The following is a 22,070-nucleotide window of genomic DNA, read 5'->3' on the forward strand; positions in this document are numbered from 1 at the left end:
GGAACTGGCGTCGGAACCTGGGAACCGTTCCCGACCGGTTCCGCAGCGAGACTCGGCTTAGCCCGCGTCCCTCATCGCCTGACTGGCGGCCACTTTGAGGGGATCCACCGCAGGGCCGAGAGGCGGATTGTAGATCAGGTCGAAGTCCTCGGCGAGGTCCCGGACGGTCCCGCCGCCGATCACCAGCGGGACGAGGACGTTGGCGCGGAGCGCGGCGCCCTCGCGGCCGACGAGCTGCCCCCCGAGGATGCGTCCACTCCCGCGCTCGCTGACGAGCCGCACGTCGATCGGTGCTGCCTCCGGGAAGGCACGGGTGCGACTGACGTGGCGCACGTCGGTGGCGACGGCGTCGAACCCGGCGTCGAGCGCGCGCGACAGCGAGAGACCGACCGAGCCGACCTCCACGCCGAACGCGCGCACGCCCACTGCTCCGGCGAACGGCCGGAACCGGTCGGCCGACCGGGTGCTCGCGGAGCCCGCCGCGTTCCGAGCGGCGACACGCGCAGTCCGCCGGGCCATCGTCGCGAGCGGCCAGAGGACGCGCCGCCCGTCGGGCGCGCGGGGGATCTGGACGACATCGCCACAGGCCCAGACCGAGCGCGCGGATGTGTGCATCTGGTCGTCCACGGCCACCCCGCCCATGTCACCGAGGCGGAGGCCTGCGGCGGCGGCCAGTTCGGTGCGCGGCTCCACGCCGACGGAGACGATCACCATCTGGCAGCCGATCAGCTCGCCGCGGTCGGTGCGGACGGCGCGGACGCGCCCGTCGTCTTCGGCCAGGATCTCGGTCGCCCGCTCGGCGCGTACCGGCACGCCCGCCTCGGCGACCGCACGGTCCATCAGGTCACTGGCCTCGCAGGCGACCGTGCTGCCCAGCACCCGGCCATTCGGGTCGAGGATGGAGGCCCGGAGCCCGCGGCTGCGCATCGCCTCGGCCATTTCGAGCCCGATGTAGCCGCCTCCGACGATCACCACGTGGCGAACAGGTTGCGTGTCCAGCCACCGCTGGATGGCGTGCGTATCCACGAGGTCGCGGACGGTGAACACGCCAGCGGCGTCTTCCCCCTCCACGCCGAGACGGCGGGCGCGAGCGCCCGTGGCGAGGATGAAGCGGTCGAACGCTTCCTCGCGGGTGCTGCCGTAGTCGAGCGCCTCCACGGTGAGTCGGCTCCGTCGGGGGTCGAGCGCGGTGACCCGGTGGCGAACGTGGACGGTGACGCCGCGCGTCCGCTCCATCGCCTCAGGCGTGAGCACCTGGAGCGTCGTCTCCGGTTCGAGGTGGCCGCCCAGGAGGTACGGGATCTCACACGTGCCGACGGAGATGTGCGGTCCCTGCTCGAACAGCACGACCTCGGCGTCGGGCGCGCGGCGCTTCGCCTCGGCGGCGGCGGCGGGGCCTGCGGCGAGGCCCCCGATGATGGCGAGTCGCATTTAACCGGAAGCGAGGGAGTCGGCGACGGCCTCGTGTGGCGCCTCGCCGGGATGGTCGTGGGAGCGGGGCTCCAGATGGCTCGTGATCTGCACGCGGCTGTCCGGAAACAACGCCTGCTGCCGACGCTCGACGGCGGTCGCGCGCTCGTGCGCCTCGTCCAGCCGTAGCGCGTCCGGCATGAGAAGGTGCTGCTCGATCCAGACGTGGTCGTTCACCCGCCGGTGGCGAACGTGGTGGTGCCCGTCGATCAACCCCTCCTCGACCGCGTCGTCCAGGATCCTCAGCACCCGCGCCGTCGCCTCCGGCGAGGCCGACTCCATCAGCCCGCCGTACGCCTCGCTCATCAGCCCCCAGCTGGTCCAGACGATGTTGAGCCCGAGCAACAACGCCACGACGGGATCCAGCCAAACCCAGCCGGTCAGCCACACGAGCCCGATGGCGACCACCACGCCGAGGCTGGTCCACATGTCCGTCAGGACGTGGTGGCCGTTGGAGATCAGCACGAGCGCGTTGGTGCGCCGTCCGACTCGCACGAGGCTGAGGCCCAGGACGAGGTTGACCAGTCCGAGCACTCCGGTGATGAGGAGCCCGAGCCCGATCTGCTGGATCTCAGGCCCGCGGATCAGATCGACCGTCGCCGTCCAGACGATGCCGACCGCGGCGACGAGAATGAGGGCGCCCTCCACGCCCATCGACAGGTAGGCGATCTTGCCATGGCCGTATGGATGCTGCGGGTCGGGCGGCTGGGCGGCGTACCAGAGGCTGAAGCCCGCCATCCCGGTCGCTGCGAGGTGGACGACCGACTCCAGCGCGTCCGACAGGATGGCCGTCGAGCTGGTGAGGCTGTACGCTGCCGTCTTCCCGACCAGCATCACGACCGCGATCGTGAGGCTCGCCGTCATCGCAAGGCGCTGCTGGCGCGTGGCGTCGGCGCGGCCCGGCGGGCTGGGGTCGTGGGGGAGATGCCGCATCGGGCGTGGGACCCATCGCCCCGATGCGAGTTTCCGGGGACCACCGGTCCGGCCCACGCGTCGTCCACTTTCCACACCCCGATCCCATGACACTGGAGCACGTCGGCATCGCCATCGCAGACCCCGCGCACGCCGCGCTGTTCGAGCGCCTCTTCGCGGCCGCCCCCTACAAGGCCGAGGTGGTCGAGCGGGAGGGCGTCCAGACGCTGTTCTTCGGCGACGGTGGCGAGGCCCACGCCGCGCCCAAGATGGAGCTGCTGGAGGCGATCCGCGAGGACTCGCCCATCGCGACGTACGTGTCGAAGCGCGGTCCCGGCCTGCACCACCTCGCGTTCGAGGTCGCCGACCTCGACGCCGAGATGGACCGCGTCGCCGCTCTCGGGATCCGCCTCCTCGCCGACGCTCCGAAGCCGGGCGCGGACGGCAAGCGCATCGTGTTTCTCCACCCGAAGGACACCGCGGGGGTGCTCGTCGAACTGGTCCAGTCCGTCCGCCCCGCCCCCGAGTGGACCGAGGTGGGCGGGGTCGCGATGCAGCTCTCCGGCCCCGAGGGAGCGCCGCCGCTGCTAGTGCTGCACGGCGCGCTGGGGTCGACGGAAATGGAGACGGACCGGCTGATCCGGGTCTGGGAGCGCGACTTCCGGGTCGTCGGGATGGACCTGCCAGGGCACGGGCGGAGCGCCCCGCTGGAGACCCCGTCGCCGGCGTGGAACCGGTTCGTCGCGGATGCAATAACGGCCTACGAGAGTCTGAAGCTCGGTCCCGCCGCCGTGTTCGGCTTCTCGATGGGCGGCGGCGTCGCCCTCGGCCTCGCTCTCCGACGGCCCGACCTCGTGACTCGCCTCGCGGTCCATGGGGCCAACGTCCAGTGGGATCGTGCCGAGGTGGAGGCGATGGTGGGGCCGATGGACGTGGCGACGATGCAGGCCGCGCAGCCCTTCTGGGCGCGGCGCCTCGCCGAGGTCCACGGGGCGGACCGCTGGCAGGCGCTCGTCGCCCAGATGATCGCCTTCACGCGTGGCCTCCCGGATGCCTGGATGACGGACGCCGAGCTCGCCCAGATCGCCGTGCCCACCCTCGTGTCGGCCGGCGACGCCGACCGATTCTTCGACGTGCGCCACGCCGTCGGCCTGTACCGTGCGATCCCAGACGCCCGGCTGCGCGTGATCCCGGGCCTCGATCATCCCATCCAGGGGGTCGAGGTGCCGACGTTCGCGGCTGGCATCCGAGACTTCCTGCGCGCATGACTGTCCGCCCCTTCCCCCCTGCCGAAACACCCGACGCCGTGCGGCTCGCGGCCAGGGCGTTCGCCGACGATCCCCTCTTCCGGTTCGTCTACCCCGACCCGGCCCGACGGCTCGCGGGGTTCGCCCGCGAGCACACGGCCTACATGCGCCACTACTACCGTCCGTACGGTGTGTGTGAGGCGGCCTATCTCGACGGCGCGATGGCCGGGATGGCCCTCTGGCTGCCACCGAACACCGACCCACCCGCGTGGCGCGAGTGGGCCACGTTCCCGACGCTGGCGCGGACGGTCGGGCTGCGTCGCCTCCAGACGGTTATCCGCGCCTACCATGCGTTCGACCACGCCATGCCCGAGCAGCCGTTCTGGTACCTCGGCCTGCTCGCCGTCGCGCCCGAGGCGCAGGGGGCCGGCGTCGGCTCGTCGCTCGTGCGCGCAGGCCTCGCACGGGCCGACCGCGACGGCGTCGGCTCGTTTTTGGAGACCGGGACGGCAGCGAACGTCGCATTCTACCAGCGCCTCGGGTTCACCGTCACAGAGGAGATCCCGTTGCCCGGCGGCGGCCCCACCCACTGGGGAATGTGGCGGCAGCCGGGCAACGGCCCCGCTAGAACCGGAACCGCAGACCGCCCGTGACCGGCGCCCGGGACACGTCGAAGACTCCAAACTCGCCCGCGCGGTCGTCGCCTGCGAGCGGGATCGAGAGCACGAGGGGCAGCGACACGTCGGCCCCGAACAGACGGAAGCGGAGGTCGACTCCCGCGAGTGCTCCCGCCTCGGCGCAGCGGCCGGTCGTGGTGATCCCGAGCGTCTGGCACGCCGACGCGTAGGCCCCGACGGTCGGCGCAAGGGACAGGCTGCCGACGATCGGGAATGAGCGACTCAGCGTGGCCTGCCCCGTCCCGCGGATGCGCCGGAGCCCGAAGCCGTCCGCCACGGAGACATCGGCGAACGTCGCCGTGCCGAGTACGCGAGCATCGAACTCGACGCCGCCCCCCAGCTGGTGAGTGGTCCCGAGCGACGGGCCAAGCGTCAGGAAGGCACCACCCGCCCCGTACGTCAGGTCGCCTGCGCTGAGGTGCATGCCGAGGTCGACGGCTGGGGTGATCCTGCGACCTGCGTCGACGCCGACGACGAACGCTGTGCCCTGCGACCCGAGGACGGCGACTCCGGCGAGCGGACTGACATAGGTGCCGGACGAGTCCAGGAGGACTGGCTGGGCGAGGGCGGGGAACGAGAGGAGAAGGAGGGCCAGGGCCAGGGCTGTGCGCATCGGCAACGGGGAGAATGAAGGAACCCGCACAACGGTACCTCGCCCGGCCTCGTACCCAGCGAGCGTCGACACCCATCTCTTCTCCGCCTCCCATTCCTTCTCAAACCCCTGACGTTCGGGAGCTTGTCTTATCGCCAGATTCGGCTGCCATTCCGCTGCAACTTCTGCCCTCTCCCTCCGTGAGTCGGCGACGAGCGGGGTCTGAGGCCTTCCGCATCACGAGGCCAAATGAACGACCCAGGTCGAGAGTGGGGAACGGTGCGTTCAGACGAGTGGGCCACGGCCGAGGAAATCGCACGCCCGCTCCACCAGCCCGTGCCACGCGCGGCGAAGGGGGTGCCCCCCTACGGCCTCGAGAACCATGGGACGGTACCGTAGGCAGGTGAACGGCCGTCGTCATCCCCGGGAGCGACGTTGCCGGATCGACGTACATCGCCCGTCTCCCCCACCCCGATGACCGACGACCTCGCCGAGAAGCTCGCCAACCTGCCCACCTCGCCGGGCGTCTACCAGCACAAGGACGCCGAGGGCAAGGTGCTGTACGTCGGCAAGGCCAAGAACCTGCGGAGCCGCGTGCGGAGCTACTTCCAGGAAGGCCGCCCGCGCGAGGCCAAGACCGAGGCGCTCGTCCGCAAGATCGCGGACGTTGAGGTGATCGTGACCGACACCGAGGTCGAGTCGCTGTTGCTGGAGGACAACCTGATCAAGAAGATCAAGCCGCGCTACAACGTCCTTCTCAAAGACGACAAGAGCTACCCGTACATCTGCATCAAGAAGGAGCGCTTCCCCCGCGTCTTCCCCACGCGGACCGTCCGCCGCGACGGCTCGCTCTACTTCGGCCCGTACACGGACGCGCGGGCCATGAAGCTGGTCCTGAAGACCATCAAGGACCTGTTCAAGCTGCGGTCCTGCGCGCTCCACCTGAACCAGGCGGCCATCGAGGCGGGCAAGTACCAGCCCTGCCTGGATTACCACATTCAGAAGTGCGCTGCGCCGTGTGTCGGCTACGAGACGGAGGCGCACTACGACTCCACGATCCGCCAGATCACGGCGCTCCTCAACGGCAAGACGTCTGAGCTGGAGGCGCTGCTGACGGGCGAAATGCAGCGACTCGCGACCGAGAAGCAGTTCGAGGAGGCCGCCGAGGTCCGCGACCGTCTCAAGGCGCTCCGGACGTACTCGCAAAAGCAGAAGGTGGTCACCGACCCCGAGGTGGACCGCGACCTGTTCGCCATCGCCCTCGACCGCGAGGTCGACGCCGGAGTGGGCGTGCTGTTCAAGGTCCGCGAGGGCAAGATCATCGGGCGCGAGCACAAGATCGTGCGCGGCATCGAGGGCGCCGAAGATGGCGAGATCCTGCAGCGGATCGTCGAGGGCTACTACGCCAACGCCGCCTTCCTCCCGAACGAGGTGTTCCTCGCGAGCGAGCTGTCCGACGCGTCGGTCGTCGAGGCGCTGCTGCGCGAGAAGAAGGGCCGCAAGGTGGAGGTCCGCACCCCCCAGCGGGGCGAAAAGGTGGACCTGATGAACATGGTCGAGGCCAACGCGCGGCTGCTCCTCGGCGAGTGGCAGCTCCAGCAGGAGCAGCGCGAGGAGGAGCGGATCCCGCGCTCGGTGCTCAGCCTCCAGCGCGACCTGCGCCTGAAAAACCCGCCGCGGCGGATCGAGTGCTTCGACATCTCCCACCTCGGCGGCACCGGGACAGTGGCCAGCTGCGTCGTCTTCCAGGACGGCAAGCCCCGCAAGTCCGACTACCGGACGTACAAGATCCGGACGGTGGAGAACGGCAAGCCGGACGACTTCCAGTCGATGCGCGAGGTCGTGGAGCGGCGGTATTCGCGGCTGTTAGAGGAGAACGGCCCGTGGCCCGACCTCGTCATCATCGACGGTGGCAAGGGGCAGCTTTCCTCGTCCGTCGAGTCGCTGCGGCGCGTCGACGTGTACGGCAAGTTCCCGGTTGTCGGGCTCGCGAAGCGGTTGGAGGAGGTCTTCTTCCCCGGCCAGAGCGACTCGGTCATCATCCCGCGGACGTCGTCGTCGCTGCGGCTCATCCAGCGGGTCCGCGACGAGGCACACCGGTTCGCGGTGACGGCCCAGCGCAAGCAGCGGCGCATCAAGGACCTGCGGAGCGAACTGCTGGACATCCCGGGCGTCGGAGCGAAGACGGCGAAGAAGCTGCTCACCGAACTCGGCAGCGCCAAGGCGGTCCGGGCGGCGACCGAGGCGGAGATCGCGGCGGTCACGGGGCCGTCGGTGGCGGCCAAGATCCGGGCACACTACGACGACGGATCCCCAGAAGCGTCCGGAGGGAAATAGGCTCCCTCCGGCCGTGTACGACGCCAGCCCGAAGGGGCCTACCCCGCGAGCGCGCGGAGTTCGCGCGCCGCGTCGAGTCGGCGCAGGGTGATGATGTCGTCGGTCTTCCCGGTCTCGACGAGGGTGCGGCGGACCTCTGCAGGGAGATCACAGTCCTTGCATGGCGTCCCTCCGGCGACGTGCGCCTCAACGGCAGCAGCAGCGCCGAGAGCCACCTCCTGAAGGTCGGCAGGGCTCCAGCCTGACCCGAACGCCTTCACAGTTTCCAACACCGCCTCGGCTTCCGGACTCCCGCGGTCGACCAACACCTGCGAATAGGCCAGTGCGAGGTCGGTCGTCCCCGACTCTCGGGTGTTGGGGTTCAGATACCCCACCAGCATGAGCTTCGCCATCGACTGTTCGACAGTGGCCCTGATGACACCTGGCTCGGCGTTTCGGATGTGCTCCTGAGCAAGAGCATGCGCCTCCTGCCACGTCGTCGCGTTGTTGGACACGTCGTACATGGCATCCACCGCCACGTTTACCCGCTCCTGGAGAACCTCCATCGGGTGGCCAGGTGCTCGGGAAAACTCAACGCCGTCGAGCGCTCGTTCGACCGCAGCAGGGTAGGACTGGGTGACGAGACCCGAGGACTCCTCCTCGCAGGCTGTGAGAGATACTGATACGCTTGCCAGAACAAGCAGGACTCGGAATGTTGTCATTGAAGTGCGTGCAGCTTTGAGGGACAAACTAACAGACGGAGGAGACTCCGTCAGCCTTGAGCAGAGCACATTGATGGATCCGTCCCTCCGTAGGACCCTCCGGACCCATCCGTGCATGCCCAACGGAGCGTGCAATAGGAGCCACCGTTGGGATTCGGCTCCATCTGACCCCATGTCCTGCAAAACTCCTGGAGCGCAAACTGACTCTCCGCCTGGGACACTCCAGGGAGCGCCAACATCACTACAGCCAGAGAGAAGGGAAGGGACCTCATCATCGTAAACACCACGTCGTGCGGGGAAGAAGGGCAATGGGACACGGCCCCGTTTTGACCAAGCTACACGTCGCGACGCCTCACACAATGGTGCACAAAGACGATTTCTCTAGACTACCGCATCCTATGAGCGATAAGCCTGGAAATAAAACGCACCTGAATCAAGCGGGGCCTATCGGTTAGCGGGACGAATCTGGTCGGTTTGACCTGCCTCAGGTAGGCCGAGGCCAGACCAGCCGGACTGAAGCGAGCCCAACCCGAACGATGTCTTGCGACTCTATTGATCGTTCGGCAAGTCACTCCATGCAGCAACCGAAACGAAGGCCGCAGGACCAAATAGTTCTTCCCTGTGTCGCGATGAAGCAACAGACACGGGTCCAGTCAACGCTCCCCGAGCACGCGGCATGGCCTCACCTGCGACACATGCACACCTCCCGCGTTCCACTATGATCGTTGTCCGCGCCCTGGCGCTCCTTCTCCTCGTCAGCAGCCTCACCGCTCAGGCTCAATCCCCCACACTCGACCCCGAGTACGGACAGGACGGGTTCGCTCGTGGCCTTGCGGCCTCCCCCCTGTTCAACCTGGAGTCGGTCCGCTTCGTGACGCGTCCCGATGGGTCGGTGTACTACACCACGATCACCTGGGAGTCGGCGATCAGCAAGAGTCGGGTCGGACTTCAGGATGCCGACGGGGAGGGCGTCCTGACGTTCGGAACCGACGGAGCGTACGGGCTCCCTGCGCTGGCCGGAACGCCGACCACCCCCTCGTCCGAGACCGCCTCCGACATCATCGAGGACTCGCGCGGACACGCGGTCATCGTGGGGACCAGCACGGCCCCCGTGGGCGATGTCGTTCCAGCCCCGTTCATGCTCCGGCTGCGTCCCGACGGTACCCCAGACCCGCGCTTCCCCTACCGTCGCATCGAGATGGGGGTCCCGGCCTACGCCTCCAAGGTCATTCAGGTCGGGGGACGCTACCTGGTCGGCATCAGCACGGCGACGGGCTGCGGCCTGCTCGCGGTCGGGCCGACGGGTGAGATCCAGAGCGACTACGGCGTAGATGGTTATGCCGTCCTGCCCGTTGGGTCCTCCTGCGGCACGACGGCGCTCGACCTGGACGCCTCGGGTCGTGTGCTGGTGGGCCTCAACGCTCTGCTCGACGGCGAGCGTCGGGCCGTCGTGGTGCGAGTGAGCCGGACCGGCCGGATCGACCAGCGGTACGGGACCGACGGGATGTACCTGCCCGTTCCAGATCTGCCGACGGTTTTGAAGTCGCTCGTCGTGGCCGAGAATGGTCGAATCCACACGGCCGGCTACACCATCGGCGACCAACCGGACAAAGCGGATCGCGGCTTCGTCACGCGGGGCGCGATGAACGGCCGCGCGGGCACCGAGGGCTCGCTCTGGCGCTGGTTCAGCGAACCATTGGGGTCGCTTTCGTTCACCTCGGACGGTGGGCTTGCCGTGTCCGCGGACGGGGCCTCCTACGTGAGCACGCTGGTCCTGAACGAAGCCACCGGGTTGCGGGATCTCACCATCGCCCGCCTGGACCGCTTCGGGCGTCTGGATGCCACGTTCGGAACCGGCGGCGTCTACACCGAGCCGTCGATTCCCACACCGGGCGATTCACCGGAGCGCGCCTTCTACAGCAACTCGTTCCTCGACATCACGCCTGCGGGCCGCTTGTTGGTGGGCGGGATGTACCGGACCACATTCAGCTACGACAATTCGGTCTACCTGATCGGCTACCAGGTCGATGGGACTCCCCAGACCTCAGCGCTGGCTCGATCGGAGGCCACCGTGACATCGAGCGCGGCCATCCGCGTCGGCCCCAATCCGACGCGGGGTGAGGTTCGCATCCGGGTTCAGACGGGCGAGTCGGTAACGGCTCGCGTGTTCGACGCCCTCGGCCGCCTCGTCGCAACCCCGGCCGATGGGACGCTCGCGGAGGAGGTCGTCTGGACCGCTCCCGCCGGCGCGAGCGGCGTCTACGTGGTCGTGATCGACTCCGGGAAGTTCCACGAGGTCGTCCCGGTCACGGTCGCGCGCTGATCCCGGAACGAAGACGAGGCCGTGCACGGAGTGAGACCGTGCCGGCCGCCTTCGGAACCAGTCGGGGCAGGCGGAACCGGGACGCGACGATCGCGACCGATGTGTGGTCCTGGCCCGCCTCGGCACGTAGATGGGAAGAATCGAGGTCTCCACGCCCCCCTCTCCCATGCGTCGCCGCCTGATTGCCGGATTCATCCTCCTCGATGGTCTCTGCGCCCTGGCCGCACCGCTGATCGTCCCGGCGCTCCTCCCCCACGCGCCGGCCGAGGCGGTGTACGTCGAGATCTCTGGGACCTGCGTCGAGGAGATCCGGCTCGACGAGACGGCGCCCGCCGGCCGGCTGGTTCCGATGTCGTTCTGCACGCCCGTCTGACCCGCCTCAGATCGTCGGCATGACGTTGCCGCCGCTGACGGGCACGGTCGCCCCCGTGATGAAGCTGGCGAGGTCCGACGCCAGGAAGGCGACGACGTTGGCGATCTCCTGCGCCGTCCCGTGCCGACGGAGCGGCACCCCGGCCCGGTACGCCCGCGCATGGTCTGAGTCCGGCTCTTCGACGAGTTCGGAGAGCGTCCACCCCGGCGCGACCTGGTTGACGGTCACGCCCTGCGGGCCGATCTCGCGCGCCAGGACCCGGTAGAACCCGTCCATTCCCCGCTTGGCGGCGGCATAGGCCGCCTGTGTCACGTCACACATCATGGCCACCTCGGTGTTGATGCCGATGACGCGCCCCCACCCCGCCTCGGTCATGGCCGGGACAAACGCCTTGGCGAGGTGGACGTTCTGCAGCACGCAGGAGCGGTACTGGCTGTCAAAGTCCGCCAGCGGCTGATCGAGGATGGGGGTCCATTCGTACTGGATGACGGCGTTGGCGACGACGATGTCGGGCGCCCCGAGCGCGTCCGCGACGGCCTCCCGCATCGCGCCGACCGACCCCGCCTCGGTGACGTCGGCCTGGACCGCGACGGCGCGGCGCCCCATCGCCTCCAGTTCGGAGACCAGCAGGTCGGCCTGGGAGCGGTTGGCGTGGAAGTGGACGGCCACGTCGGCGCCCGCCTCAGCGAGGGTGCGGACCATGGCGCGGCCGAGCGCGCCGGAGCCGCCCGTCACGAGGGCAGTGCGGCCGGAGAGGTCGAGGGAGATCATGGCGACGGCAGGAAGGGAGCGGAAAGATCGGGCCGGTCGACGGTCCGCGCCGGTTGCGCGCGGCCCGGAGGGCGGCGACCTTGCGGACCCCTCTCTCTGCCATGCTCAACTACATCTGGGCCGGACTCATCATCGTCAGCCTCGTGTTCGCACTCGCGAGCGATGTGGGTGACATCGTCCGCGACACCTACCGCAACGCAGACCCCCTGCCGGTGCGCATCGAGTTCGAGCGGCCGTTTGACGCCGAGGCGCCGCGCCAGGCCGCGCGGCTGGTTGTCGACCCGATCGCCTTCCGGCAGTTCTACGGCGTCACCGACGGCGCGCCCGAGGCGGCCTACGAGGCCACGCTCCGCGCCACCGCCGACGGCACGCCCGAGTTGGTCCTCACCGAAGACGCGACGCTCCCGGCGCCCCTCGACGTGATCCGCGACGCTACCAACCCGCGCGACAACATCCTCCAGGGGACGCTCCAGAACGTCACCATCAGCGGCGACGGGACGGCGGCCACCGGGGGCCTCCAGTTCGCGCCGGTCCGCTTCGTCAAGATGGGCGCCATCACGACGGCCGCCATCGACTTCGCCGAGGTGGCCGTAACCATCGCCATCGGCCTGATCGGGGTGCTGGTGCTGTTCCTCGGGCTGAGCAAGATCGCCGAGGACGCCGGCATCATCCACGCCCTCGTCAAGCTGGTCCGTCCGGTGCTCCGGCCGCTCTTCCCGGACATCCCGCCGGATCACCCCGCGATGGGCATGATCGCGCTCAACCTCGCCGCCAACGTGTTCGGCCTCGGCAACGCCGCGACGCCGTTCGGCATCAAGGCGATGGAGGAATTGCAGACGCTCAACCCGGAGCCCGACACGGCGACCGACTCGATGGCGATGCTGCTCGCCCTCAACACGGCCAGCGTCCAGCTCATCCCGCCGATCACGCTGATCGCGATCCTCGGCATCGAGACCAACAACGTCTACTTCCCGATCCTCTTCACCACCATCGGCTCGCTCATCGTGGCCATCCTGGCGGCGAAGGGGCTCTCGAAGCTGCGCCGCTACCGCGCCACGAACCCCAACCGCGACGGCCGCACGGTGCCCGCCGTCGTCTCCACCGATTCCGAGGGCTGACCCATGGACGCATTCCGCGAGATCATCAGCGTCGTCTCGGTCTTCGTCCTCCCGGCGATGATCGTGGGGATCCCGCTGTACGGGCTATTCAAGCGCGTGCCGGTGTACGAGTCGTTCGTCGAGGGTGGCAAGGAGGGGTTCGGGCTGGCCGTCCGCATCTTGCCCTACCTCGTCGCCATCCTGTTCGCCATCGGCATGTTCCGCGCGTCCGGGGCGATGGAGTGGCTGAGCAGCGTCCTGGCCCCCGTGCTGGCGCTGATCGGGATGCCCGCCGAGGTGCTGCCGATGGCCATCGTCCGCCCGCTGACCGGCTCCGGCTCGGTCGCCATCGTGGCCGACCTCGCCGCACAGCACGGCGAGTCGTCGCTCATCACCCGGATGGCGTCGACCATGTTCGGATCGACGGAGACGACGTTCTACGTGATCGCGGTCTACTTCGGGGCCGTCGGCGTCAGCAAGACGCGCCACGCGCTCCCGGCGGGCCTCCTCGCCGACGCGGCGGCGATGCTGTTCGCCGTCTGGATGTGCCTGCTGTTCTTCGGCTGACCCCCGCGCCCGCCTCGGCGCCGAGGCGGGATGAGCCGGACCTGCGGATCGCCCCTACGAGAGCGCCGCGTCCAGCGCGAGGTCGAGCATCTCGAGGTGGATCCGCACCTGGGTCGTCAGGTCGAGGCAGCGGATGCCGAAGCGCTCGACGGCGTCGCTGAGATCGTCCCCCTCGGCGGCACGCTCGACCAGTGCGGGCATGGCCTCACGGAAGGCGAGCAGCGTCTCGGGGACGCCGGGCGCGCCCTCGTGCGGGGCCGAAAGCACGAACATGGGCAACTCTGGCACCACGCACAGCGGCGGGTCCACGCGGGCGTGATGGATGGCCTCCTCCATCGACGACCGTCGAAACCGGGCCGCCGTCTCCGGATCGCCGAGGTCGAGGAAGTGCGCCTGCATCGCCGTGCCCTCGGGCGTCGACCAGAAGCCGGGGCCGCCGTAGCGGAATCCTTTTTCCGCGCCGCGGTCGTGGTCGTGGAGCCGCAGGCCTGCCTCGGTGGCCGCCCGCTCGTAGCCCTCGCGGAGCGCAGTGTCGCGGTCGGTACGAAGCCAGCGCTTCTCGATCAGTAGCAGCGCGCCCTCCGAGAAGCCCATGCCGTGCAGGCTGGCGTGGAGCGTCACCGGCGGACCGTCGAACAGGAACGCGGTCGCCGCGCGGTTCTCGGCGCGGAGGTCCGGGTAGCCGAACTCGATGTCTCGACCGGGCAGTTCGCGACGGCGCCCGCGGAGGTAATGGCCGAGCGTTTCCGCCGGACGGCCAGCGTCCCAGGCCTCGATCCACGCCCGGTTGCGTGCCTCCCCGTCGGGGTTGACGTGGGGAATGACGCGGAGCGTGACCCGCTCCAGCAGGTCACCGAGGCCGCCGCCTTCGGCGCCCCAGTCTCGCGCGGCGAGGCCTTCGAGCACGAGCGTCCGCAGCGTCTCCGGCCCGACCGGCTCGTCGGCGTGGGCGCCCGCGACGAGCGTCACGAGGCGAGGACCGTAGCCCAACGTGACGCCTGCAATGGGCCGTCCCTCCTCGCTCTCGCCGATGACCTCGAACGCCGCGAGGTCCGGGTTGCTGTCGCAGGCCGACTGGAGGTCTTCGAAGACCTCGGCGGAGGTGCGGTAGCGCAGTCCGGTCAGGTCGAGGTCGGACAGGGTCACGAGTCCACCGGGGGGCTGGCCGCCGCGAACGCCGTCGCACACCGCGTCACCCAGTCGACCGCGCCCGCGATGTCGGCGGCGGACGGCCCGCCGTCGATGTCGTGGAGGGGGACGGCCTCCATCGCCCCGGAGGCCGTGAGCAGGTCGATCAGGCGGTAGGCCGCCGTCTGGTAGTAGGGGTCGTAGTCGCGGTCGCCGAGCCCGCACACCCCGAAGCGCACGCCCGAGAGGTCGGGGCGGACGGCCTCCAGCGCCTCGGCGAACTCGACCGCGTTGTCGGGGAAGGTCCCCTCCGACCACGTGCAGAGCACGGCGACGATCTGCCGGTAGTCCGCCAGTTGCTCGGGGTAGGCCTCGGCCATGTCGAGCAGGTGCGCGGCGAACCCGAGATCTCCGAGCGTCTCCGCCAGCGCGTCGGCCACGATCTCGGAGTTGCCCGTCTGGGTGCCGACGAGCACGAGGACGTCGGGGTCGGCGGCGTGGAGGTCGAGCATGGCGCGTGGGGAGTCGAGGGCGAAGAGCACCGGGCGACCGCCTCGTCACCCGGTGCGCTGGTGCGTCACTCGGCTAGTCCTCGGGGTCGAGGAGGGTCTCGATGCGGGCGTCGAGGTCGAGCAGGTGGTAGCGCTCGGCTCGCTCGTCGGCGGCCCGGTAGCGCGGGAGCGCGGCGGCAATCGCCTCCTGGAGCGCCAGCAGCCCGCCCCGCGCGAGCGGGCGCACCTCGGAGCGGTCGACCGACAGCGGACGGTAGCCATACACCTGCTGCACGCGCGCCGCCGGGACCCCGAGGCCGTCGTCGGTCAGCAGGTCGCCAAGCCGATCGACGTAGGCGCGCTGGAGCGCACGCCGGGACGGATCGACGGAGGCGCCGCGAGCGAGTTCGGCGAACAGGCCGCCCTGGAGGTCGCCCATCATCTCAGCGGCCGGGTAGGCGGCGTCGCCGTAGAGCCACTCGGCCTCGGCGAGGCGCGCGAGGCGGACCGGGTTGAGGAGCCGATCCAGCGCCCCCTCCTGCAGCCGCAGCACGCGGTCGGCGGCCCCGCCCGCCTCGATGCGGCCGAGCAGGTCGGTGTCGAGGAGCCAGTCCGGAGTCGTGAACGCCTCGTCTACGAGGAACGCGACCGCGGCACGCTGGCGGGCAGCGTCGACGGGTGCGTAGACGACGCCGTCTTCCTCGGTCATCTTCGGGTCGATGGTCACGCCGCCGACCTGTCGGCTGACGTGGCCCAGGTAGCGGCCCCACTGCCCGACCACCTGACCGTAGAGTTCTTCGAGGTCGGCGTAGGTCTCCCCGTCCTCGGTGGTCCACTCGCGGAGGCGCGGGACGATCCGCTTGAGGTTGGCGAGGCCCATCTGGGACGCGTAGACGGCGTCGTCGCCGAGGTCTTCGGACTGCGACCGTGGATCGACGGGGTCGGACGTCTGGCGGCCATAGCGCAGCGCGGGGTCGTCGCGGACCTCTGCCACCATGGCCTGCAGCATCGCCCGCTCCTCCGCTTCAGAGTCGGCATCGGGGAAGTAGGTGTAGCCCCACTTGACCGCCCAGATGTCGTACTCGCCGACGCGCGGCATCAGCTGCGTCACGCCGTCCTCCGGCTGGGCGACGTAGTTGAACCGCGCATAGTCCATGATCGAGGGCGCGGTGCCGTGGGTGGCCGTAAACGTGGAACTGCGGAGACTGTCGACCGAGTAGGCCGTCGACGAGATCCAGTTGTGCGGCAGGCCGAGCGTGTGACCGACCTCGTGGGCGGACACGAACCGCACCAGCTCGCCCATGACGTCCTGCCGGAACTGGGGCGACCGCGCGAGTGGGTTGACGGCGGCGGTCTGGACGAAGAACCAGTTGCGCAGCAGGTTCATCACGTTGTGGTACCACCCGATGTCGGACTCCAGGATCTGGCCCGTGCGCGGGTCGTGGACGTGCGGTCCGTAGGCGTTCTGGGTGTCCGACGGGAAGTAGCGGATGACCGAGAAGCGCGCGTCCTCGGGGCTCCAGTCGGGGTCGTCGGTCGGCGGGTCCTCGGCGCGGATGGCGTTGCGGAAGCCCGCCGCCTCGAAGGCCACGTTCCAGTCCTCGACGCCCTGCTTCAGCGGCTCGCGCCACTCCTCCGGCGTCGCCGGGTCGATGTAGTAGACGATCGGGTCGACCGGCTCGACCAGTTCGCCGCGCGCGTACGCCTCCATGTCGCTCGGGACGAGCTGCCAGCGGGTGATGTACTCCCGCGCTTCCGCGCGCTGCGCCGGGAGGCCGTAGTCGGTCTGCTCGATGGAGAAGTAGCCCACGCGTGGGTCCGCCCGCCTCGGGCGCATCGGGGTGTCGGGCAGGAGCACCATCGAATGCGCCATCTCGACCGAGAGGACCCCCGTCGAACTGTTCGCGGGCGCCTCCGAGGCCTCGTAAGTCAGCACCGAGCGGACCTCCACGTTGCGGGGATAGGCCCCGGCGCGGGAGAGGTAGGACCGGTCCTTGTCCAGCCGGCGCACCTTGAACTGCTCCCGTGCACCCGACGGCAGCCCGAACATGGGCGTGTCCTCGGTGAACGTGGCCGTCATGTCGACGACCACCGACGACGAGTCCGGCCCGATGGCGAGCACCGGCACGCGGGCGATGATGGGCTCGAACTGCGCGTCGCGCACGGCGCGGTAGATCGGCAGCGTCGAATCGGCGACGCTGCTGTAGCGCAGGGCGCGCAGCATCACGAAGTCGCCCTGACGCTCCCAGCGGACGGCCTGCGTGTTGACCTTCGAGCCGCCGTACTGGTACCCCTCGGTGGTCTTGGCGAGGCGGCTGACGATCAGCATCTCGCGGCCGAACAGCGAGTCCGGGATCTGGTAGAGCAGCTTCAGTCCGTCATCTTCGAGGTGGACGTCGAACAGTCCCTCGTAGCTGACCGCGTCCTCCGTGACGATCTCAGAGAACGGCTTCAGGTCGTCCTCGGATGAGGCAGCGGGGGTGGCGGGCGTAGCGGGCTCGACGACCGGCTGGGCGGACGAGCACCCGCCGACGAGAAGGACGGCGGCGGTCGCGAGGGCGAACCAACGGAGCATGGCAGATCGGAGGGTTACTGGGCGACGCCGCTGCGCACGGCGATCAAGCGGTCGGTGAAGCGCCGGGGATCGGCGAGGTAGACGTAGGCGGTGAACAGAGACGCGGCGCTGAGGCTCGGCGTCTGCGCGTCCGCCCCAACGTAGCTGTAGACGTAGCGGCCCTGCTTCAGGAGAAGCGTGGCCTGGTAGCGGCCGTCGGCCTGGACCCACGTCATCTCCGACTCGGGCGTACGCGCCCAGCCGTTGAACGGACCGACGACGTAGACGCGCCGTGGCGACTGGCGGCTCTGCGGCGGCACGTAGCGGAACGTGACCTCGACGTACTCGCCGTCCACGTCCGCCCGGCCGACGTCGCGGTAGGGGGTTTCGATGAGCGGGGAGGACGCGAAGACGGCCTGTCGCACGTCGCCGCCGAACTCGGAAAAGTCGAGATCCAGCAGCGCCGTCGGCGGCGACGCCGCGCGGTCGACCTCGATCACGTCCGTGTTGACGCCGAGGTAGCCGAGGTCGAAGGTGAACAGCGCCTGTTGCTCCTGAAAGGCCTGGCTGCGGGGCAGGTAGAACTGGAACAGCGACAGGTCCACGAGCGACGGCTCGGGCGCGCACCGCAGCACGTCCGTCCGACCGTTGCGGCCGAAGCAGACCGTGAACTGCGACCCATCGAACTCGCGGAGGCGGGCGTCCGGCCGGAGCCGTGCGGCGGGCTGGATGGCGAAGCCGACCGACCCGTCCTGCACCGTCGACCCGAACGCCAGGTCCACCTCGGCGAGCTGCTCGGAGACGTAGAAAGGCACGTCGAACAGCAGCGTCCCCTCGGAGTCGCGGACGACCGCGCGGTAGTTGCCGCTCACGCGAAAGCCGATCGTGCTGTTCGGGAAGTCGTAGCGGTAGTGGATGTACGGCACGTCGACGGCCGAGCCGGACCGGTCGTAGTCCAGGATGCGGTCGCTCTCGAAGCCCGTCAGCACTTCGTTCGGGAGCAGATCCACCTGCCCTCGCCGGTTGGTGTGGGCGAACGAGATATCCAGCGGGAGGCCCGTCTCCTCGCCCACGAGGTCGAACTCGAGCCGAAGCTGCTGGCTCGTGCCGAGCGCGATCACCGGCAGCGAGGCCTCCTCCCCGATCGCGTGCAGTTGGAGGGCGCCGACGCGCGAATCGGCGACGACGGTCTCCCCCACCCTCGCGGCTGGCTCGGCCTCGGCCGACGTGTCGAAGCTCTCCTCAGGGAGCACGCAGCCCGTCGCGAACAGCAGGGCGACGAACGGCAGAACACGGAGTGGGGGCATCGGGGACGGGCGTCGGGGCGACGAAGATAGCCGGGGGATCGAGGAGGCCCTGCCGCCAGCGGACGCGCGCGGCGTGGTCGCGAACGAGGGCGGCGAGGCTGTGCGGGCCGCCGTCGGCAAACGCCGCGTCGAGGCCGTCCAGGGTACGCGCGCTCGCCGACAGGGCTCCTGCGCGGTACGCCATTGTGCCCTGGAGCAGCCGGAGCACGCGCTCGGCCTCGGCGGTGGCAGCGGAGTCAGACGTGACCGTCAGCGCCTCGGCGCACCACGTCCGCGCGACCGCCCAGGCCTCGGCCGGACGGTCGGCGGCGGCCAGGCGAAGGGCGGCCAGCACCGGGGCGTCCTGCATCAGCCACGAAGAAGCCGAGTCGGGCGGTGTGGACAGCCACTCACGCAGGGTGCCCGCGTCCAGGGCCGCACGCCGATCCAGCAGCAGGCGTCCGATCGCGTCGATGGGCGCCAGCGAGTCCCGCGCGGCGGCGTAGGTGGGCGCAGCGTCCCGGCCGAGCAGACGGCGGACGTCCGCGAGGTGAGCGAGCGTCGCCGAGGTCGGGAGGCTGTCGGCCAGGGCCACGGCGCGGCCGAGCGCCTCCGGAGGGACGCCGTCCCCCACCGCGAGCGACGCCTGGAGGGCGCCGAACAGCGCCGTCAGCGAAAACGGGTTCGCATCCGCCGACGCGCGGAATGCCTGCCCCGCCTGCACGGCCTCCCCCCGTTCCCAGGCGTCCACCCCGTCGCGAGCGAGGCGCACGGCCTCGGGCACGTGGTGGGGGCAGCGGGCCTCGAACAGCGACGGACGGGAGAAGAGCCACCGCGCCACCGCGACCGCCTCCGGGTCCACCGGCCGACGGGCGAGGTCGGCGCCCCACGCGTCTGTCAGGGCCTCCAGGCTCTGGCCGTAGGCCGACTCGAACCGGCCTGTCCGGTACGCTGCCCGCAGCGGCGCGGCGCCGTACCGGTCCAGCAGCCACCCGACGAAGGCGCCGTTGGCGGTGTAGGCCACGCCCGCCCGCGCGGTCCAGAACCCGATCGGCGACATCGTCGCGAGGACGGCCTCGGCGGGGTCCCTGGCACCGCCCAGCCCGGCGGGCAGGTCTCGCCCGGCGATGACCAACGCAGTGGGGTCCGGCAGGCCGTCGGGCGGCTCCAGGGCGACGGCAAGCCCCTCCACCAGCCCTACCGCGGGCGACGCGCGCAGCCCCGGCATCCCCACCTCGCGAGCCAGCACGTGCACCAGTTCGTGCCCCAGCGACCGCTCCGCCTCCTCGGCCAGCATGTGGACCTGGGGCGTCGGCAGCCAGACCGGAACGACGCTCGTCGTCCGCGACCCGATCAGGGAGGCCTTCACCTCGGGGCTCGGGTAGAGGTAGACCGCGACCGGCTCGTCGGGGACGATGCCGAGGCGGGCAGACAGCGTCTCGAACCGAAACAGCGCCTCGTCGGCCAGCCGACGCCGCTCCGCTTCGGTCGCCTCGGGCGCGAGGTGGAGCACCACCGGCCCAAGGTCGATCTCCGCCGACAGGACCCGCTGGATCCCGCGCTCCGTCTGCACGATGCCGAGCGGCTGGGCGGCGGCGTAGCTGAGCACGAGCGCGGTACCTGCCGCGAGAGCGAGCCGCATCGCCGGGGCGCCTCCCCCCCTCGACTTCCGCCCTACCGCCACGAACAGCACCACCCAGAGCAGCGTCTGCGCCTTGGCGGCGAAGAGGCCCGGCCGGATCGCCAGTTCCTCGTCGTAGATCGGCCCCAGGACGCCGCCGAAGACGTGGCTGTACGTGAACAACTGCGGGTGGCGCGCGAGGTCGAGGAGCACCCCGCCCAGCGCGGCTGCGAGCAGAACCAGCCCTACTGTCGTCCGAGGCAGGCGGACGCCGAGGCCGGTCGTCGCGTATGCCAGCCCCAGGCCGAACCCCACGCTCGGCGGGACCAGCAGCAGGAAAAGACCCAGCCCCTGCACGTAGCCGCAGTTCGGCCGCCAGAGCAGCGAGAGCGTCAGCATCACCAGCGGGACCCCGAGCGCGCCGAGGTGGACCCGCGCGACGGCGCGCAGACCGGCACCGGACCGAAACGCGCCGACGCTCCCGATGGCCGCCACGAAGCAGCCGACCGCCGCCAGCACGGCGCTGGCCTCGGCATGCAGGATCCCGAACACCGGGACCGGCCACAGCCCCACGCACACGAGCGCATAGCCCGCCGCGACCCGCCACAGGGACGGTCGGCCCGGAGCCACGGGGCGCCCCGCTTCTGGGGTCACGCGGCTACAGGATGCCCAGCGAGAACCCGATGCTGAGCACCTCGCGGAGTTGGACGTCCGTCGTCACGTCGGCGTCGTACAGCGCCGTCGCGTCGATGCGGACGTTCAGGAGGTCGTTCACCTTGAGCAGCAGGGAGTTCTCGAAGATGGCGTCGGGCGCCGCCGAGCCGATCTGGCTGAAGCTCTGGAACGCCGACAGGCGCGACCGCAGCGTCACGTTCTCCATCAGCTTCCGCTCCAGGGCCAGTTCGGTGTCTACACCCGCCTCGACGCGCACCGACTGGTCGAGCGCGTTGCCGTAGACCGGCCGCAGCCGCTCGATGGCGACGACCGTTTCCTTCAGTCCCAGGCCGATCCGCCCCACGAACCCGTTGCCGGGACGGTAGGCCATGCCGACCGTCTGGGAGAGCACCAGCGGCGCGAACGCGTCCGACACCTTGAGCTCCTGACCGGGGATGACGGTCAGCGACGGGTAGGCCGCCGCGGTGGGCGAGTAGTCGTAGCCGGGCGCGAACTGGGTGCGCGCCGTCGCCGAGACGGCGGGGCGGAACGCGCGGTCGGAGGCCACCTCGGCGGTCGCAGCGTAGCGCGCCTCGTCGAGAGCCTTGCGCACGTCGAGCGTGTCCTGGCGCAGCACCCCGAACGCGAGGCGAAGCTGCTGGGTGGTCAGAAAGGTGCCCACGACCCGGTCGAACTGACCGTCGAGGCTGGCCGTGGCGGCGAGGGCGCTCACGCCCCCCTCCTGCCAGTTCGAGAAGGCCGACTGGTTGCCCGCGAGCGACGCCACCAGCGACGACCGCCAGCCGTCCTCGGCGCGGAGCGTGTCCGCCTCCTGGGCGACCGACGCGGTGGTGAGCAGGAACGAAACGGCGAGAAGCAAACGGCGCATGTCGGGAACGGCGCAGGTCGGGGAAAACGAGTCGAGGCCGCATCACCGGGTGACGCGGCCTCGCGAAATCAGTCAGGCAAGCCGACTCAGTTCTTCTTGTCCTGCACGTCGACGCGGATCTCCTGGGCGAGCGCCTTGAGCTCCTGCATGCCCTTGCGGACACGGGTGCCGGCAGCCTTGTTGCCCTTCTCGTAGAACTTGCTGAAGTCCTCTTCGAGCGAAGCGACGTGCTCCTGGAGCTTGCTGAACATGTTGGCCATGATGAATGGGAATGGGTTGGGGAAAGTGGGGACGTGGATCATCAACCGGCCGATTCGAGGCCGTTGAGGGCGTCAACATACCGTCTCCCCCCCTGTGGATCAACCCACAGGGCCCCAAAC

At 70.0% G+C, this 22,070-nt stretch carries 19 protein-coding genes; 7 read left to right on the plus strand and 12 right to left on the minus strand.

Features of this window, described 5'->3' with window-relative positions; all coding sequences use genetic code 11:
* Positions 1-57 precede the first annotated feature (57 nt).
* Both B1759_RS00645 and B1759_RS00650 read right to left on the minus strand, forming a co-directional pair.
* Complete coding sequence (locus B1759_RS00645; protein WP_095513098.1) at positions 58-1,431, minus strand: FAD-dependent oxidoreductase; 1,374 nt, start codon at positions 1,429-1,431, stop codon at positions 58-60.
* A complete protein-coding gene (locus B1759_RS00650; RefSeq protein ID WP_095513099.1) occupies positions 1,432-2,403 on the minus strand; it encodes a cation diffusion facilitator family transporter in 972 nt (323 codons plus the stop codon). It abuts the gene before it with no gap.
* Between the two features lie 86 nt (positions 2,404-2,489).
* Here B1759_RS00650 and B1759_RS00655 point away from each other — a divergent pair, with 86 nt between their 5' ends.
* Together B1759_RS00655 and B1759_RS00660 are read left to right on the plus strand one after the other, a co-directional pair.
* Positions 2,490-3,650: an alpha/beta fold hydrolase gene (locus B1759_RS00655; RefSeq protein ID WP_095513100.1), complete on the plus strand. Its 1,161-nt coding sequence runs from the start codon at positions 2,490-2,492 to the stop codon at positions 3,648-3,650.
* On the plus strand, positions 3,647-4,282 hold the full coding sequence (locus tag B1759_RS00660) for a GNAT family N-acetyltransferase (RefSeq protein WP_095513101.1): 636 nt from the start codon (positions 3,647-3,649) through the stop codon (positions 4,280-4,282). The genes B1759_RS00655 and B1759_RS00660 overlap by 4 nt, the downstream gene beginning before the upstream one ends.
* Here B1759_RS00660 and B1759_RS00665 read toward each other — a convergent pair.
* A complete protein-coding gene (locus B1759_RS00665; RefSeq protein WP_095513102.1) occupies positions 4,254-4,919 on the minus strand; it encodes a hypothetical protein in 666 nt (221 codons plus the stop codon). The genes B1759_RS00660 and B1759_RS00665 overlap by 29 nt on opposite strands.
* A gap of 453 nt (positions 4,920-5,372) precedes the next feature.
* Between B1759_RS00665 and uvrC the strand changes: the two genes are divergently transcribed.
* Positions 5,373-7,235 carry an excinuclease ABC subunit UvrC gene (uvrC, locus tag B1759_RS00670; protein WP_095513103.1) on the plus strand — a complete coding sequence of 621 codons (1,863 nt, stop codon included), beginning with the start codon at positions 5,373-5,375 and terminating at the stop codon, positions 7,233-7,235.
* A 38-nt stretch (positions 7,236-7,273) separates the two neighbouring features.
* Here the strand turns inward: uvrC and B1759_RS00675 are convergent, their stop codons facing one another.
* Positions 7,274-7,936 carry a hypothetical protein gene (locus tag B1759_RS00675; protein ID WP_143537216.1) on the minus strand — a complete coding sequence of 221 codons (663 nt, stop codon included), beginning with the start codon at positions 7,934-7,936 and terminating at the stop codon, positions 7,274-7,276.
* Positions 7,937-8,654: 718 nt separating this feature from the next.
* Between B1759_RS00675 and B1759_RS00680 the strand changes: the two genes are divergently transcribed.
* Together B1759_RS00680 and B1759_RS00685 are read left to right on the plus strand one after the other, a co-directional pair.
* Positions 8,655-10,259 carry a T9SS type A sorting domain-containing protein gene (locus B1759_RS00680; protein ID WP_158225043.1) on the plus strand — a complete coding sequence of 535 codons (1,605 nt, stop codon included), beginning with the start codon at positions 8,655-8,657 and terminating at the stop codon, positions 10,257-10,259.
* Positions 10,260-10,425: 166 nt separating this feature from the next.
* Complete coding sequence (locus B1759_RS00685) at positions 10,426-10,632, plus strand: hypothetical protein (RefSeq protein WP_095513106.1); 207 nt, start codon at positions 10,426-10,428, stop codon at positions 10,630-10,632.
* 6 nt (positions 10,633-10,638) lie between these two features.
* On the opposite strand, the gene B1759_RS00690 is transcribed toward B1759_RS00685, so the two are convergent.
* On the minus strand, positions 10,639-11,403 hold the full coding sequence (locus B1759_RS00690; RefSeq protein ID WP_198948706.1) for an SDR family NAD(P)-dependent oxidoreductase: 765 nt from the start codon (positions 11,401-11,403) through the stop codon (positions 10,639-10,641).
* Positions 11,404-11,504: 101 nt separating this feature from the next.
* On the opposite strand from B1759_RS00690, the gene B1759_RS20395 reads away from it, so the two are divergent.
* Together B1759_RS20395 and B1759_RS00700 are read left to right on the plus strand one after the other, a co-directional pair.
* A complete protein-coding gene (locus B1759_RS20395) occupies positions 11,505-12,521 on the plus strand; it encodes a nucleoside recognition domain-containing protein (protein WP_095513107.1) in 1,017 nt (338 codons plus the stop codon).
* A 3-nt stretch (positions 12,522-12,524) separates the two neighbouring features.
* Positions 12,525-13,067, plus strand: coding sequence for a spore maturation protein (locus tag B1759_RS00700; protein WP_095513108.1), 543 nt, complete (start codon positions 12,525-12,527; stop codon positions 13,065-13,067).
* Between the two features lie 54 nt (positions 13,068-13,121).
* On the opposite strand, the gene B1759_RS00705 is transcribed toward B1759_RS00700, so the two are convergent.
* From B1759_RS00705 to B1759_RS00735, 7 genes are all read right to left on the minus strand, one after another.
* Complete coding sequence (locus tag B1759_RS00705; protein ID WP_158225044.1) at positions 13,122-14,213, minus strand: M14 family zinc carboxypeptidase; 1,092 nt, start codon at positions 14,211-14,213, stop codon at positions 13,122-13,124.
* Positions 14,210-14,737: a flavodoxin domain-containing protein gene (locus B1759_RS00710; RefSeq protein WP_095513110.1), complete on the minus strand. Its 528-nt coding sequence runs from the start codon at positions 14,735-14,737 to the stop codon at positions 14,210-14,212. Before B1759_RS00710 ends, B1759_RS00705 begins: the two co-directional genes overlap by 4 nt.
* Before the next feature lie 43 nt (positions 14,738-14,780).
* Complete coding sequence (locus B1759_RS00715; RefSeq protein WP_095513111.1) at positions 14,781-17,261, minus strand: zinc-dependent metalloprotease; 2,481 nt, start codon at positions 17,259-17,261, stop codon at positions 14,781-14,783.
* Positions 17,262-17,275: 14 nt separating this feature from the next.
* Positions 17,276-18,547: a type IX secretion system plug protein domain-containing protein gene (locus B1759_RS00720; protein WP_095513112.1), complete on the minus strand. Its 1,272-nt coding sequence runs from the start codon at positions 18,545-18,547 to the stop codon at positions 17,276-17,278.
* Positions 18,483-20,801: a hypothetical protein gene (locus B1759_RS00725; protein WP_143537217.1), complete on the minus strand. Its 2,319-nt coding sequence runs from the start codon at positions 20,799-20,801 to the stop codon at positions 18,483-18,485. The genes B1759_RS00720 and B1759_RS00725 overlap by 65 nt, the downstream gene beginning before the upstream one ends.
* A 4-nt stretch (positions 20,802-20,805) precedes the next feature.
* Positions 20,806-21,690: a DUF3078 domain-containing protein gene (locus B1759_RS00730; RefSeq protein ID WP_095513114.1), complete on the minus strand. Its 885-nt coding sequence runs from the start codon at positions 21,688-21,690 to the stop codon at positions 20,806-20,808.
* An 86-nt stretch (positions 21,691-21,776) separates the two neighbouring features.
* Positions 21,777-21,950, minus strand: coding sequence for a histone H1 (locus tag B1759_RS00735; RefSeq protein ID WP_095513329.1), 174 nt, complete (start codon positions 21,948-21,950; stop codon positions 21,777-21,779).
* Positions 21,951-22,070 lie beyond the last annotated feature (120 nt).

Source organism: Rubrivirga sp. SAORIC476 (assembly GCF_002283555.1).
In the GTDB taxonomy this organism is placed as follows: domain Bacteria; phylum Bacteroidota; class Rhodothermia; order Rhodothermales; family Rubricoccaceae; genus Rubrivirga.

Coding starts and splice junctions, on each gene's coding strand:
- B1759_RS00700 (WP_095513108.1), top strand. CDS start 12,525: ATGGACGCATTCCGCGAGATCATCAGCGTCGTCTCGGTCTTCGTCCTC.
- B1759_RS00735 (WP_095513329.1), bottom strand. CDS start 21,950: ATGGCCAACATGTTCAGCAAGCTCCAGGAGCACGTCGCTTCGCTCGAA.
- B1759_RS00665 (WP_095513102.1), bottom strand. CDS start 4,919: ATGCGCACAGCCCTGGCCCTGGCCCTCCTTCTCCTCTCGTTCCCCGCC.
- uvrC (WP_095513103.1), top strand. CDS start 5,373: ATGACCGACGACCTCGCCGAGAAGCTCGCCAACCTGCCCACCTCGCCG.
- B1759_RS00660 (WP_095513101.1), top strand. CDS start 3,647: ATGACTGTCCGCCCCTTCCCCCCTGCCGAAACACCCGACGCCGTGCGG.
- B1759_RS00675 (WP_143537216.1), bottom strand. CDS start 7,936: ATGACAACATTCCGAGTCCTGCTTGTTCTGGCAAGCGTATCAGTATCT.
- B1759_RS00690 (WP_198948706.1), bottom strand. CDS start 11,403: ATGATCTCCCTCGACCTCTCCGGCCGCACTGCCCTCGTGACGGGCGGC.
- B1759_RS00715 (WP_095513111.1), bottom strand. CDS start 17,261: ATGCTCCGTTGGTTCGCCCTCGCGACCGCCGCCGTCCTTCTCGTCGGC.
- B1759_RS00730 (WP_095513114.1), bottom strand. CDS start 21,690: ATGCGCCGTTTGCTTCTCGCCGTTTCGTTCCTGCTCACCACCGCGTCG.
- B1759_RS00645 (WP_095513098.1), bottom strand. CDS start 1,431: ATGCGACTCGCCATCATCGGGGGCCTCGCCGCAGGCCCCGCCGCCGCC.
- B1759_RS00685 (WP_095513106.1), top strand. CDS start 10,426: ATGCGTCGCCGCCTGATTGCCGGATTCATCCTCCTCGATGGTCTCTGC.
- B1759_RS00655 (WP_095513100.1), top strand. CDS start 2,490: ATGACACTGGAGCACGTCGGCATCGCCATCGCAGACCCCGCGCACGCC.
- B1759_RS20395 (WP_095513107.1), top strand. CDS start 11,505: ATGCTCAACTACATCTGGGCCGGACTCATCATCGTCAGCCTCGTGTTC.
- B1759_RS00680 (WP_158225043.1), top strand. CDS start 8,655: ATGATCGTTGTCCGCGCCCTGGCGCTCCTTCTCCTCGTCAGCAGCCTC.
- B1759_RS00720 (WP_095513112.1), bottom strand. CDS start 18,547: ATGCCCCCACTCCGTGTTCTGCCGTTCGTCGCCCTGCTGTTCGCGACG.
- B1759_RS00650 (WP_095513099.1), bottom strand. CDS start 2,403: ATGCGGCATCTCCCCCACGACCCCAGCCCGCCGGGCCGCGCCGACGCC.